The organism is Streptomyces sp. NBC_01445, from assembly GCF_035918235.1.
Classification (GTDB): Bacteria; Actinomycetota; Actinomycetes; order Streptomycetales; family Streptomycetaceae; genus Streptomyces.
In genome coordinates this window covers 7,442,496-7,455,458 of the sequence record NZ_CP109485.1, presented here as the reverse complement: position 1 = coordinate 7,455,458, position 12,963 = coordinate 7,442,496, and the positions used below count along the sequence as shown (strand labels likewise).

At 72.7% G+C, this 12,963-nt stretch carries 15 protein-coding genes; 9 read left to right on the top strand and 6 right to left on the bottom strand.

Features of this window, described 5'->3' with window-relative positions; translation table 11 throughout:
• The first annotated feature begins 98 nt into the window (after positions 1 to 98).
• Positions 99 to 1,004: a pseudouridine-5'-phosphate glycosidase gene (locus OG574_RS33890; RefSeq protein ID WP_326776305.1), complete on the top strand. Its 906-nt coding sequence runs from the start codon at positions 99 to 101 to the stop codon at positions 1,002 to 1,004.
• Positions 989 to 1,900: a carbohydrate kinase family protein gene (locus tag OG574_RS33885; protein WP_326776304.1), complete on the top strand. Its 912-nt coding sequence runs from the start codon at positions 989 to 991 to the stop codon at positions 1,898 to 1,900. The genes OG574_RS33890 and OG574_RS33885 overlap by 16 nt, the downstream gene beginning before the upstream one ends.
• A 41-nt stretch (positions 1,901 to 1,941) precedes the next feature.
• Here the strand turns inward: OG574_RS33885 and OG574_RS33880 are convergent, their stop codons facing one another.
• Complete coding sequence (locus tag OG574_RS33880; RefSeq protein WP_326776303.1) at positions 1,942 to 2,739, bottom strand: methyltransferase domain-containing protein; 798 nt, start codon at positions 2,737 to 2,739, stop codon at positions 1,942 to 1,944.
• A gap of 165 nt (positions 2,740 to 2,904) precedes the next feature.
• Between OG574_RS33880 and OG574_RS33875 the strand changes: the two genes are divergently transcribed.
• Positions 2,905 to 4,050: a magnesium and cobalt transport protein CorA gene (locus OG574_RS33875; RefSeq protein ID WP_326776302.1), complete on the top strand. Its 1,146-nt coding sequence runs from the start codon at positions 2,905 to 2,907 to the stop codon at positions 4,048 to 4,050.
• A gap of 125 nt (positions 4,051 to 4,175) precedes the next feature.
• Here OG574_RS33875 and OG574_RS33870 read toward each other — a convergent pair whose 3' ends face one another.
• Both OG574_RS33870 and OG574_RS33865 read right to left on the bottom strand, forming a co-directional pair.
• Complete coding sequence (locus OG574_RS33870) at positions 4,176 to 4,595, bottom strand: CBS domain-containing protein (protein WP_100592358.1); 420 nt, start codon at positions 4,593 to 4,595, stop codon at positions 4,176 to 4,178.
• 127 nt (positions 4,596 to 4,722) lie between these two features.
• Positions 4,723 to 5,373, bottom strand: a complete 651-nt coding sequence (locus tag OG574_RS33865; RefSeq protein ID WP_199841677.1) for a uridine kinase — start codon at positions 5,371 to 5,373, stop codon at positions 4,723 to 4,725.
• Positions 5,374 to 5,457: 84 nt separating this feature from the next.
• On the opposite strand from OG574_RS33865, the gene OG574_RS33860 reads away from it, so the two are divergent.
• The 3 genes from OG574_RS33860 to OG574_RS33850 all read left to right on the top strand — a co-directional run bounded on the left by OG574_RS33860 (position 5,458) and on the right by OG574_RS33850 (position 8,341).
• Positions 5,458 to 6,180 (top strand): DUF2293 domain-containing protein, encoded by a 723-nt coding sequence (locus OG574_RS33860; RefSeq protein ID WP_326776301.1) that lies wholly within the window; start codon positions 5,458 to 5,460, stop codon positions 6,178 to 6,180.
• Between the two features lie 97 nt (positions 6,181 to 6,277).
• Positions 6,278 to 6,757 carry an anthrone oxygenase family protein gene (locus tag OG574_RS33855; protein WP_326776300.1) on the top strand — a complete coding sequence of 160 codons (480 nt, stop codon included), beginning with the start codon at positions 6,278 to 6,280 and terminating at the stop codon, positions 6,755 to 6,757.
• Between the two features lie 93 nt (positions 6,758 to 6,850).
• Positions 6,851 to 8,341 (top strand): glutamate synthase subunit beta, encoded by a 1,491-nt coding sequence (locus tag OG574_RS33850; protein ID WP_326776299.1) that lies wholly within the window; start codon positions 6,851 to 6,853, stop codon positions 8,339 to 8,341.
• Between the two features lie 26 nt (positions 8,342 to 8,367).
• Here the strand turns inward: OG574_RS33850 and OG574_RS33845 are convergent, their stop codons facing one another.
• Complete coding sequence (locus tag OG574_RS33845) at positions 8,368 to 8,862, bottom strand: carboxymuconolactone decarboxylase family protein (RefSeq protein WP_100592610.1); 495 nt, start codon at positions 8,860 to 8,862, stop codon at positions 8,368 to 8,370.
• A gap of 47 nt (positions 8,863 to 8,909) precedes the next feature.
• Between OG574_RS33845 and pdxR the strand changes: the two genes are divergently transcribed.
• Positions 8,910 to 10,331: a MocR-like pyridoxine biosynthesis transcription factor PdxR gene (gene pdxR, locus OG574_RS33840; protein WP_326776298.1), complete on the top strand. Its 1,422-nt coding sequence runs from the start codon at positions 8,910 to 8,912 to the stop codon at positions 10,329 to 10,331.
• Positions 10,332 to 10,374: 43 nt separating this feature from the next.
• Here the strand turns inward: pdxR and OG574_RS33835 are convergent, their stop codons facing one another.
• Both OG574_RS33835 and OG574_RS33830 read right to left on the bottom strand, forming a co-directional pair.
• Positions 10,375 to 10,647 carry a DUF397 domain-containing protein gene (locus OG574_RS33835; RefSeq protein WP_100592352.1) on the bottom strand — a complete coding sequence of 91 codons (273 nt, stop codon included), beginning with the start codon at positions 10,645 to 10,647 and terminating at the stop codon, positions 10,375 to 10,377.
• Complete coding sequence (locus OG574_RS33830; protein ID WP_100592351.1) at positions 10,648 to 11,517, bottom strand: helix-turn-helix domain-containing protein; 870 nt, start codon at positions 11,515 to 11,517, stop codon at positions 10,648 to 10,650.
• A 321-nt stretch (positions 11,518 to 11,838) separates the two neighbouring features.
• Here OG574_RS33830 and OG574_RS33825 point away from each other — a divergent pair, with 321 nt between their 5' ends.
• Together OG574_RS33825 and OG574_RS33820 are read left to right on the top strand one after the other, a co-directional pair.
• Positions 11,839 to 12,516: an ATP-binding protein gene (locus OG574_RS33825; RefSeq protein ID WP_326776297.1), complete on the top strand. Its 678-nt coding sequence runs from the start codon at positions 11,839 to 11,841 to the stop codon at positions 12,514 to 12,516.
• Complete coding sequence (locus OG574_RS33820; RefSeq protein WP_326776296.1) at positions 12,504 to 12,956, top strand: hypothetical protein; 453 nt, start codon at positions 12,504 to 12,506, stop codon at positions 12,954 to 12,956. Before OG574_RS33825 ends, OG574_RS33820 begins: the two co-directional genes overlap by 13 nt.
• Positions 12,957 to 12,963: the final 7 nt, after the last annotated feature.

Below are 12,963 nucleotides of genomic sequence, written 5' to 3'. Positions count from 1 at the left end.
CGGTACACCGTGAGTGTTTACCGTCGTGCCGCTGGGGTTTGGGCGTGCGCGCCGCCCGCCATGGATGAGGGGAGACCCGACAGGCAGGAGGCAGGCGCGTGGTGCTGGTGTCCGATGAGGTGCGGGAAGCGGTGGCGGCGGGCCGGCCGGTCGTGGCCCTGGAGTCGACGATCATCGCGCACGGGCTGCCGCGCCCGCGCAATCTGCGGGTGGCGCTCGAACTCGAAGAGCTCGTACGCGCCGAGGGAGCGGTCCCCGCGACGATCGCCGTTCTCGACGGAAACCCCCAGGTCGGCCTGGACAAGGGCCAGTTGGAGCGGGTCGCGACCCAGGACGGCATCCGCAAGCTGAGTCACCGCGATCTGCCGCTCGCCGTGGCGACGGGTGCGAGCGGGGCGACGACCGTGTCGGCGACAGCGCTGCTCGCGGCGCGCGCGGGGGTGCGGGTGTTCGCTACGGGGGGGCTGGGCGGGGTGCACCGGCGGTGGACGGAGACGCAGGACGAGTCGGCCGACCTCGGGCTGCTCGCGCGGACGCGGATCACCGTGGTGTGCGCGGGCGTCAAGTCGATCCTGGACGTACCGGCGACCCTTCAGCGCCTGGAGACCCTGGGAGTGTCGGTGGCCGGGTACGGGACCGGCCGCTTCCCCGGCTTCTATCTGTCCGACTCGGGCCATCCGGTGGACTGGACACTGCGCGATCCGGCCGAGGTGGCCGGGGTGATGCGGGCTCAGGACGCGCTGGGCGGGCCCGAGACCGCGCTGATCGTGGCGAACCCGGTGCCCGAGGCGGAGCAGCTCGATCCCGCGCTCCACGCGCGTGTGCTGGACGATGCGCTGCACGCGTGCGACGCCGAGGGCGTCACGGGGCAGGCGGTCACGCCGTTCCTCCTGGACTACCTGGTACGGCACACGGACGGCGCCTCGCTGGAGGCCAACCTCGCGGCGGTACGCGGCAACGTACGGCTCGCGGCACGCATCGCGGCGGCATGGGCGCGGCCGTGAGCGGAACACTCCTGGTCGTCGGGGACGTCGTCACGGACATCGTGGCCCGGCACGACGCCCCGCTCGCGGCGGGCACGGACACGGCGGCGGAGATCCGTACGCTGCCGGGGGGCGCGGGGGCGAACGTGGCGTGCTGGGCGGCCCATTCGGGCTGCCCGGACGTGGCGTTGCTCGGGCGGGTCGGCGCGGACTCGGCGGCCTGGCACGAGGAGGCGCTCACGCGCGCGAGGGTGCGTCCCCGGCTCGTCGTCGACCCGGAGGCGGCGACCGGGACGGTGATCGCGCTGGTCGACACGGGAGCCGGCGCCGAGCGGACGTTCCTCACGGACAGCGGGGCCTCGCTGCGTCTCTCCCCCGCCGACTGGTCCGCGGACCTGCTCGGCGGGGTCGCGTGGCTGCATCTGTCCGGGTATCTGTTCTTCTCCGCCGAGGGGCGCGGCCTGGTCGCGGCGGCGCTGGCCTCGGCACGCGCGCGTGGGGTGCCGGTGAGTATCGATCCCGCTTCGGCGGGCTTCCTCAGGGAGCTGGGGCCCGACCGGTTCCTGGCGCTCGCCAAGGGCGTGGACATCCTGCTGCCCAGCAGGGACGAGGCGGAGCTGCTGAGCGGCGTCGGAGACGCGGAGGTCGCGGCGGCGAAGCTCAGTGGATGGTTTCCGCTGGTCGTCGTCACGTCGGGGGTCGCGGGAGCGGTGGTGGCGCAAGGCGGGGCGGTACGCGCGCGCGTGCCGTCGCTGCCGGCGGTGGCGCGGGACTCGACGGGGGCGGGCGACGCGTTCACGGGCGCGTTCCTCGCCGCGTGGGTGCGGGGCGCCGGGCCACGGGAGGCGGCGACCGACGGTTGCCACGCGGGGGCGCTGGCAGTGGCGCGGGTGGGGGGCCGACCGCCGCAGCGCTGAGAGCGCCCCGGCCGCCCACAAACGGGAGAACGGCGGACGTCCTAGGCCCGCTTCCGTCCCCAGGCCGAGATCAGCGGCGCCGTCGCCAAGTCCATCGAGCCGGTCGCGACATCGGCCAGGTGGCGGTCGATCTCCTCGTCCGTGGCGTGGCCCGCGCGGACCAGGGACTCGCGGATCTGCTGGAACGTGGCCGTCTCCAGGGCCCCGCACGCCTCGGACGTCAGCGGGAAGTACGCGTCGGCCTCCACCTGGTGCAGGCCCGCCTCCCGCAACAGCCTCGGCAGCCTGCGGCCGTACGACAGGTCGGCGCCGCGCTCCGCGAGCAGTTTGCGGAAGCCGCGGCGGAGCCGGTTCGCCAGCTCCTCGGCGGGGCCGTGCTCGTCGGGGCACGCGAGCGGCTGGAGCGCGGGGTCGGCGTCCTCGACGAGCAGCCGTCCGCCGGGCCGCAGCGCGCGCAGCATGGACTTCAACGCCAGCTCCCTGTCGGGCACATGGACCAGGACGAGCCGGGCGTGGACCAGGTCGAAGCCCTCGGCGGGCGGCTCGTCGGCGGCCACGTCGTGGCGGCGGACCTCGATGGGGGAACGGGCGGCGGACGTCTGCCACGAGGTGTCGATGTCGGTCGCGAGGACCCGGCCGGTCGGGCCGACCTTCTTGGCGAGCCAGGAGACCACGGAGGTGCCGCCCGCGCCGACCTCCCAGCAGCGCCAGCCGGGGCCGATGCCCAGCTGTTCGATGTGCCGGAACGTCGTGGGGTCGAAGAGGGTCGCGAAGGCGTCGAAGCGCCGGCCGGCCTCTTGCTGCTGGTTGTCCAGGAGATAGCCCTCGGGTCGCGTCATGGTCCGATTATCCCAGTTGTCCGGCCCGGTCCCGGGAGGCGGTTCCGCGCGTTCCGGAGGGGAACCTTCCGTTCCCCCAGGGGTCGTGGGCGTTGTCGCCGCGAGCTGGCAGACTGGCCCGCCGAGTCACCGAAACACGATGTCACCCCGCGCGAGGAGCCCCGCATGTCGATGGCAGGCAACCTGCGGAAGGTCGGAGATCTCCGAAAGGTGTCCGACCTGCGCAAGGTCGGGCGCCTGAGAAGAGTGGCGCGCCTGGCCCGGCGGCACCCCCGCGTCGACCTGAGCCACCCCGCCCGCTCGCCGCTGGGGTCCGCGGTCGTCAAGTGCGTGACGTACCGGGACGGGGTCCGTGAGCAGGCCGGGCGCGATCTCGTGGACGCGGTCGACCGGGTCCGCAAGTCCGACGACGGCTTCGTCTGGCTGGGGCTGCACGAGCCGACGGAGCTGGAGTTCGCGGACATCGCCGAGCTGTTCGACCTGCACCCGCTGGCCGTCGAGGACGCGGTGCACGCGCACCAGCGGCCGAAGGTCGAGCGGTACGGCCAGACGCTGTTCGCCGTGTTCAAGACCGTCTGTTACGTGGAACACGCGGAGCTGACCGCGACCAGCGAGGTCGTCGACACCGGCGAGATCATGGTGTTCATCGGCCGGGACTTCGTGATCACCGTGCGGCACGGGAGGCACGGCTCGCTGGGCCCGGTGCGCGAGGGCCTGGAGGCGGACCCGGAGCAGCTCGCCAAGGGCCCGGCCGCTGTGCTGCACGCGATCGCGGACCATGTGGTCGACGACTATCTCACCGTGATCGACGCCGTCCAGTCCGACATCGACCAGGTCGAGGCGGATGTGTTCGCCGAGGACGGGGCGCGTGCCGACCCGGGCCGGATCTACCAGCTCAAGCGCGAGCTGCTGGAGCTGAAGCGGGCCGTCGTGCCGCTCGCCCGGCCGATAGAGGAGCTCTCGGGCCGCCCCTTCCAGGTGGTGGCGCCGGAGATACAGGCGTACTTCCGGGACGTCTCCGACCATCTGCTGAGGGCCGCCGAGCAGATAGCGTCCTTCGACGAGCTGCTGAACTCGATCCTGCAGGCCCATCTCGCGCAGGTGACGGTGGCTCAGAACGAGGACATGCGCAAGATCACGGCCTGGGCCGCGGTCGTGGCCGTGCCGACCATGGGCTGCGGCGTGTACGGGATGAACTTCGACCATATGCCGGAGCTGCACTGGCAGTTCGGGTATCCACTGTTCCTGGGCGTGATCGCGAGCATCTGTTTCGTCCTGCACCGCGCCTTCCGGCGCAACGGGTGGCTGTGACCCGTACTGCCGGGCACCGGTGTGCACTGTCCATGTCAGCTCACGAGGAAGTGACCGAGGACGGACTGCTCGGTGGCGGCGGGCCGCTCCCGGGCCCGCCGGATCGTGATCTCTGATCTCAAAGGTCAGCTGCTGGCGTAGACGCTCTCGACCCAGGACGACATCTGGTCGTCGGACAGATGCGCCGCAAGGTCGGCCTCGCTGATCATGCCGACGAGGCGCTTGTTCTCGATAACGGGGAGCCGACGGATCTGGTGCCCCTGCATCTCCTGGAGGACCTCGTCGACGTCGGCGCCCGAGTCGATCCAGCGGGGCGTCCCCTGGGCGAGGTCACCGGCGACGATCTTGGAAGGGTCGTGGCCCATGGCAACACAGCCGACCACGATGTCGCGGTCCGTGAGGATCCCGCAGAGGCGTTCGTTCTCGTCGCTGATGGGCAGCGCGCCCACGTTCAGCTGGCGCATGAGCTGGGCGGCGCGGTCCAGGGTCTCGTGAGCGGGGATCCACTGCGCACCGCGGTGCATGATGTCTCCGGCGGTGGTCATGAGTACCTCCCGGTGCCGGTGGCCGGCGCGGCACGGAGGCGCCGCAGGTCCCGGCACCATCCATTCTCTCCGCGCTGCCCTGGGCCCGCACCTGGGTACGGGCCCGTACCGAAGCGGGAGCAGCCTGTTACGAGGGCAGCCCGCCCCAGGCCGGATGCCGGGGGTCGTCCGCCCGTACGACCACGTCCGCCGTGCCGGCCGGGTCGGTCTCGCTGTCGTAGCGCTCGAAGGCCGGCAGCGTCCACTGCTCGCCCTCGGGTGTACGGCGTCGCAGCGCGCCCGGCGACAGCTTGAGGTGCACGGTCAGGTCGAACGGGAACCAGTGCCCCATGAGCAGGGGCCCGTGCAGCAACAGGACGCCGCCGGGCGGCAGTTCGACGTAGGAGCTGCGCGTCGCGCGGTCGGCCGCCGGGTCCCACAGGTCCGGCAGGACGCGTCCCGTGCCGCCCGGTTCGAGCGGTCCGAAGACCTCGCGCCACAGGGCGGCCGTGTCGAACCAGCCGCTGTAGTAGGCCTCCACGTCCTCGCGCCCGTACTCGAAGCGCAGTGAGGCGGGCCGCAGGAAGCCGCCGGTGTCCACGGCGAGCGAGGGGCGTCCGCGCACCCGCAGCGCCTCCCCGACCAGTGCGGCGAGGTCACCGGGGCGGGCGGCCGGCGGGCCGTCGACGGCGATACGGGGCCACGGACTCCCGTCGCCCGGCTTCAGTTCGAGCAGCCTCTCGGCGAGGGCGTCGCCGAGCCGTTCCCAGGTGATCGCTTCGAGTCGCACGCGCCTCATGATGCCTCGCACGCCGGAGGGGAGCCGAGGGGGACCCGTACCCCGGCGACGCGTTCTCGCCCGCACGCGGGGAATGAACCGCGTATGACCGCCAAGGCCCGGCGCGACCGGACCCCCCGACGCCGGACTCCCCCGCCGCACACCGGCACCGGCGGGCCGGTCGTCGTGCAGCCGCTGAAGCGCCGGCAGTGCGCGGAGTGTCACCGGGCGCCGCTGGATCTGCTGACCCTGGAGGACGGGGCGCCGCGCTGTCTGGACTGCGCGGACCTCGGGCATCTCGTGTATCTGCCGCGCGGCGACTGGGCCCTCACCCGCCGTGCCAGGGAAGGGAGTTCGCTGTCGGCGGTGGTCGTGCGTTTCCATCGGCGGCGCGGCCGTTACGAGCGCCAGGGCGTTCTCGTGGAGGAGGCGGCGCTGGCCCGCGCCGAGGAGCGGTGTCTGGCGGACGCGGATGCGCGGGCGAGGCGCCGGGCGCGGGACGCGACGCGCAGGGCGGCACAGGACGTGTCGTTCACGGCCGCGTTCGCGCGGGAGATCCTGCGGCTCTTCCCCGGCTGCCCGCCGGACCGGGCGGAGGCCATCGCGGCCCACGCGTCCCTGCGCGGCAGTGGCCGGGTGGGGCGCAGCGCGGCGGGCCGCGCCCTGTCCCGGGCCGCGGTGACGGCGGCGGTGCGGGCGGCGGTGCGGCACACGGAGACCGTGTACGACGCGTTGCTGATGAGCGGGGTGCGGCGGGGCGAGGCCAGACGGAGTATCGGGGTGCAGGTGGAAGCCGTACTCGCTGCATGGCGCGTGGGGGAATCGTGAGAAGCGTGTATGCCGCATGGTGGCGGCCGTCTCGTCCGTGCGGCAGGATCTTGACCGGACCGCGAGGCCAACGGCATCGCCGGCAGGGGGAGTTGTGATGATCGAGGGACCGTACTTTGTGCTCACCGTCCTGGGCGCGCTCGCCTGCGGGGTGTCGGCGGGCGTCTTCATCGCGTTCTCGACCTTCGTGATGAAGGGGCTCGCGGCGCTCCCACCCGCACAGGGCATCGCGGCGATGCAGGCGATCAACGTGGCCGCGGTCAGCCCGGCGTTCATGGTGGTGTTCCTGGGGGCCGCGGCGCTGTGCGTGGTGCTTGCCGTCGTGACGTTCGTGCTCTGGCCGGAGCAGGGCACCGTGGAGCTGCTGCTCGGCAGCGCGTTCCAGCTCGCGGGCGCGTTCGGCGTGACCGTCGCCGCGAACATCCCGCGCAACGACGCGCTCGCGAAGCTCGCCCCCGAGGCGCCGGACAGCGAGGGACCGTGGCGCAGGTACGTGTCCGAGTGGCTGATGTGGAACCACATCAGGGGTGGTGCGTCGCTGGCCGCTTCGGCCTCGTTCATCCTCGCCCTGACCTGAGCCTTCGCGTCCTGCCGCACCCCTGCCGGCGCCCCTGCGCACCGAAGGAAACGGACGTATCGTGGCGAGAAGGACACGGCAAGGGAGACGGCCATGGCCGACCCCAAGGGCTTTCTCACCACCCCCCGGGAGGACTGGCCACGCCGCCCTGTCGGCGAGCGGGTCCAGGACTGGGACGAGGTGTACGTCCCCGGGGCACTCCTGCCGATCATCGAGGCGCAGGCCGACCGCTGCATGGACTGCGGTGTCCCGTTCTGTCACGAGGCGTGTCCGCTCGGCAACCTGATCCCGGACTGGAACGACCTCGTGTCGCGGGACGACTGGCGGGCGGCGAGCGACCGGCTGCACGCCACGAACAACTTTCCCGAGTTCACCGGGCGCCTGTGCCCCGCGCCGTGCGAGGCGGGCTGCGTCCTGGCGATCAACCAGCCGGCCGTGACCATCAAGAACGTCGAGGTCGCCATCGCCGACCGCGCCTGGCAGGACGGCCTCGCGCCGCCCAAGCCGCCCGAACGGCTGTCCGGCCGCACGGTCGCCGTGGTCGGCTCGGGCCCGGCGGGGCTCGCGGCCGCCCAGCAGCTCACGCGCGCGGGGCACACGGTCGCGGTCTTCGAGCGGGACGACCGGCCGGGCGGACTGATGCGGTACGGCATCCCCGCTTTCAAGATGGAGAAGCACCATCTTGACCGCAGGCTGGCGCAGCTGAGGGACGAGGGGGTGCGTTTCCGTACGTCGACGGAGGTGGGCCGTGACATCGGTGCCGCCGAGCTGCGGTCCCGCTACGACGCGGTGGTCCTCGCGGTCGGCGCCACGGCCTGGCGCGAACTGCACGTGCCGGGGCGGGAGTTGGACGGGATCGTGCAGGCGATGGAGTATCTGCCGCTGGCCAACCGCGTGTGCCAGGGCGACCTCGACGTCTCTCCCCTGTCGGCCGCGGGCAAGCACGTCGTGATCGTCGGCGGCGGCGACACCGGCGCCGACTGCCTGGGCACGGCGGTGCGCGAGGGCGCCGCCTCCGTCACGCAGCTGGACATCTACGGGCAGCCGGGCGACGAGCGCGACGAGCTCGCCGAGCCCTGGCCGACGTATCCGAAGATCTACCGGATGTCCGCCGCCCATGAGGAGGCCGGGGAGCTGCGGACCGCGCCCGCGGCGGACGCCGACGCGCGCCTCTTCGCGGCGTCCACGCTGCGTTTCGAGGGGGACGAGTGGGGCCGGGTGAGGGCGTTGCATCTCGTCGAGGTCGACGAGGCGCGGCGGCCCCGGGAGGGCACGTCCCGGGAGCTGCCCGCCGATCTGGTGCTGCTCGCCCTCGGCTTCTCGGGGCCCGAGCGCGGGGCGGGCGGCCCGGTCGGCCAGCTCGGACTGGCCGTGGAGGACCGCGGCACGCTCACCCGCGACGCACGCTTCACGACCTCGGTGCCCGGCGTGTTCGCGGCCGGGGACGCGGCCCGTGGCCAGTCACTCATCGTGTGGGCGATCGCCGAGGGCCGCTCGGCCGCCGCCGCGGTGGACCACTGGCTGACCGGCTCGACGCGGCTGCCCGCGCCGATCGGGCCGTACGACCGTCCGATGACGGCCTGAGCCCGCCTCCGGTCAACGCTCGTCGTTCATTTGCGCTCGTCGGTGCCCGCGACCTTGGCGGTCGACAGAGCGATCCGGTTCCAGGTGTTGATCGTGAGGATCAGGGACAGGACGTGGGCCAGCTCCTGCTCGTCGAACTGGGCGGCGGCCTCGGCGTAGACGTCGTCGGGGACGCCGCCGTCGGCGACGAGCGTGACGGCCTCGGTGAGCGCGAGCGCCGCGCGCTCCCGGGCGCTGAAGAAGTGCCGGGCCTCGCGCCACACGGCCACCATGTGCAGCCGGTCCTCGCTCTCGCCGGCCTTGCGCGCGTCGTTGGTGTGCATGTGGAGGCAGTACGCGCAGTGGTTGAGGTGCGAGGCCCGGATCTGGATCAGCTCGACCAGGGCCGGGTCGAGGCCCTCGCGGGCGGCGGCGTCGAAGCCGATGAGGGAGCGGAAGACCTTGGGCGCGGCCTTCGCGAAGTCGATGCGGCCGGCGGAGTGGGAGTGGGTGTTCGCTGCGGTGATCGTGTTCGTCGTCATGACCATGAATCTACGGGCCGGATAGACCTCTTGTAGGGTGCATTTCTATGGCAGATTCATGGGTCAATTCTGCGGAGCGCATCGGCGCCGACCTGCATCTGGACCTGTCCGGGGCGGGTAGCCGCAGGGCCGCTCTCATGGGTGCGTTGCGCGACGCCGTCCGCTCGGGGCGGCTCGCTCCGGGCACCCGGCTGCCGCCCTACCGTTCGCTCGCCGCCGACCTCGGCGTCGCCCGCAACACGGTCGCCGACGCGTACGCGGAACTCGTCGCCGAGGGCTGGCTGACCGCGCGGCAGGGCTCGGGGACGCGTGTCGCCGAGCGGGCCGGGCCGCCCGCGCCCGGCCGTGTCCCGAAGAAGGGTCCGGTCCGCGCGCACGGGCCACGCCACGACCTCCGCCAGGGCACGCCCGACGTGTCGTCGTTCCCGCGCGCGGAGTGGGCGGCCGCCTACCGGCGTGCGCTCCAGGCCGCGCCGAACGAGGCGTTCGGGCCGGGCGATCCGCAGGGCCGCTTCGAGCTGCGGGAGGCGCTCACGGAGTATCTGGCCCGCGCGCGCGGCGTGCGCACGGAGCCGGACCGCATCGTGATCTGCTCCGGCTTCGCGCACGCCCTGCGGCTTCTGTTCGGCGGCCGGGTGCTGCGCGGACCGCTCGCCGTGGAGTCGTACGGACTCGGCTTCCACCGCGAGATCCTGACGGCGGCGGGGGTGCGGACGCTTCCTCTGACGCTCGACGAACACGGCGCGCGCGTCGGAGAGTTGACGACCGGCGCGGGCCGGGCGCGGGCGGCGCTGCTCACGCCCGCGCACCAGTTCCCCACGGGCGGCCCACTGCACGCGGAGCGGCGTGCGGCGGCCGTCGACTGGGCACGCGCGCGTGGCGGGCTGATCGTGGAGGACGACTACGACGGCGAGTTCCGCTACGACCGCAGGCCCGTCGGCGCGGTGCAGGGCCTCGACCCCGAACGGGTGGTCTATGTCGGCTCGGTGAGCAAGAGCCTGTCACCGGCGCTGCGGCTCGGCTGGATGGTGCTGCCGCGGGAGCTGGTGGGGGATGTCGTCGCGGTGAAGGGCGAGCGGGAGGCGTGGGCGAGCGTGCCGGACCAGCTGGCGCTCGCGGACTTCCTGGTCTCGGGGGCGTACGACCGGCATGTGCGGCGGATGCGGCAGCGGTACCGGGGGCGGCGCGACCGGCTGGTGGAGGCGCTCGCCCAGCGGGCGCCCGGGGTGGCGGCCACCGGGATCGCGGCCGGGCTGCACGCGGTGCTGCGGCTGCCTCCGGGGACCGAGCGGTCCGTGGTCAAGGCCGCCACATGGGGCGGTGTCGCCCTCGAGGGCCTCGCGGAGTTCCGTCATCCGCAGGCGACGATGCCGCACACGGACGGGCTGGTGGTGGGCTACTCGACGCCGTCGGACCATGCCTACGGCGCCGCGCTGGACGCCCTGTGCGGGGTGCTGCCACCGGACTGAGACCCCACTGCGGGGTTCCGGCGCGCGCACCCGTCCGCTCCGCTCACGAAAGCAGGAAATCCGCCGCCCCGGCCTTCGCGCCCTCGATGAACGCGGTGATCTCGCCCGGGGTGTAGATCAGGGCGGGGCCGTCCGGGTCGGCCGACTGGCGCATAGCGACCCGGCCGTCGGCCAGCTTCATCGCTTCCACGCAGTTGCCCCCGTTGCCGCCGCTCCAGGGCTTGTGCCAGCCCTCGTTGCCGAGTTCGCGGGCGGGCATCCCGTTGTAGATGACCTTCCCGTCGACCCCTCGTATGCGGGCCTTGATCCGATCCATTCACAGCTCCTTGCGGAGATCCCGGAGGATGTCCTTTGTGCGATGTGCCGTCGCGGCATGTGCCGCCATGCGGTCCATGACCTCCAGGTGGGTGGCCACCTCGGGGCGCGCGTCGAGATAGACGGCGCCGGTCAGGTACTCGCTGTAGACCATGTCCGGCAGTTCTGACATGGCAAATCGGAACAACACGAAGGGGCCGTACGTGCCGGGGTGCGGGCCGGCGGCGAACTCGGCGATCTGCAGCGTCACGTTGGCCAGCTCCGTGACCTCGAGGAGCCGGTCGATCTGACCGCGCATCACGTCGGGGCCGCCGACCGGGCGCCGCAGCGCGGTCTCGTCCATGACCATCCACAGGCGCGGGGCCTCCTCGCGGGTGATCAGCTCCTGGCGCTGCATCCGGAGCGCGACATGCCGCTCGACGACGTCGGGGTCCTCGGCGAGGGCGCGGCCGACGGCTCCGGAGCGCAGCACTCCACGCGCGTAGTCCTCGGTCTGCAGGAGCCCTGGAACGAAGTGGGGCTCGTACGACCGAATGAGGCTGGCGGCGCCCTCCAGGCTCACGTACATCGAGAACCAGCCGGGCAGGATGTCGTGGAACCGCTGCCACCAGCCGGGTTTGTTGGCCTCTTCGGCGAGCGTGACGAAGGCATCCGCCTCTTCGTCGGTGACGCCGTAGGACTTCAGGAGGAGCTGGAGATACGGGATCTTCAGGCCGACCTCGGCCATCTCCATGCGGCGGACCGTGGCGGGGGCGACGCGCAGGACCTTCGCGGCCTCCTCGCGCTTGAGCCCGGCGCGTTCGCGCAGATCCTGGAGGCGCCGGCCGAGGACGACCTGGCCAACGGTCGGAGCGGACCGCGGTTCGCTCACGCCCCCTACCTCCCAGTCGTCCCTGTGGTCCTGTCGCGGTCGCGCGTGTGGTCGCACTCCCAGAGGGAAGCCGGGCTGCCCCAGCGCCCGGTCATTCCGGGCAACTTCCCTGAAATCAACGGCATTTGCGCCATGGCGGGCGCCGTACGGCACACCCCCGTCAGCAGTGTGCCACGGCTCGGCGCCCAAGCACACTGCACTCTGCACTTTTCAGAGTGGCTCTTGCCAAGTGTTCACGACGGGGAGATAGTGGCAAGCGTGACTCCGTCCGTGCCGTTAGGAACAGAAGTCGGCGAAGCTACACTCGGTGACGAAACCGATGTGTGCTCCGGCACCGCGTCCGTGCGCCGCCGCAGCAGCTTCGAACTGGCTCCCCACCCGGGTTCTGCCGCTCAGGCCCGGAAGCTGACGCGCGCCCACCTCAGCGGCTGGGCAGTGTGCGATGACACCTGCGACGCGGCCGCCCTGGTCATCTCCGAACTGGTCACGAACGCGATCATCCACACGGCGAGCAGCCGCATAGTGTGCGAGCTCCACGACAGTGACGACCGGGTGCGGATAGCCGTGCGTGACGAGGGCTGGGCCCCCGGCGAGCCGCATCCCGCCCGCCGTGTCGCGCCGGAGGAGGAGCACGGGCGTGGCCTGCTGCTCGTGGCCGCGGTGAGTACCGCGTGGGGCGCGCAGGAGACCGGCCCCGGACTCCTCGTGTGGGCCGAGCTCGCACGCGACGCGGTCAGCGCGCAGGACACGGGCGCCGTCGGCCCAGAAGGACAGCCGGCCGTCGCCGGACCCCGTGGCATTCCCGGGCCGCAACACAGCAGTGAACCGCACACCGGCGGAGCGCCTCACTCCCCCGACACGGGACCGGGCACCGAACAAGGCCCGGCCTTCGACACAGAGCAGTTCGAGTCAGAGTTCGAGACGGGGTGCGGCACCGGCTTCGGCCCGGCCGACGGCCCTGGTACGGGGACGGGGGCGGGAGCCGGATGGGTGTGGTGACGACGCGCACGATGGATCTCGACTCGCTGGTCCGGTTCTCCCGGCAGCGGCAGGTCCTGCGGACCGCCCCGCTCAGACTCGCCGTCCCCGACGGCATGACCGCGCCGCTCGGCTGCGACGCCGTCGCGGTCCCCGAGGCCTGCGGGCGCGCCATGGTCGCGCGGCTCCCGCGCATGGGCTGCGTGTACGCCGACGATGACCGCTGGTGGTGGATCGTTCCCTCGGACTCGGACGTCGCCCTGGAGTGGCCGGCCCCGGCCAGTTACACGACCGGCGCGCTGGTTCCGGACGCGCGGCGCGCGCCCGGACTCATCCACCGGCCCGACGGCAGCGTCCCGTACACCCCGCCGATCCCGCTCTATCTCGCGCTGTGCCGGGTCACCGGCACGACGCCCGCCTGGTCCCGTTCGATCGGCGCGGGCGCGGCCGACGCAGCCTGAACCGCAC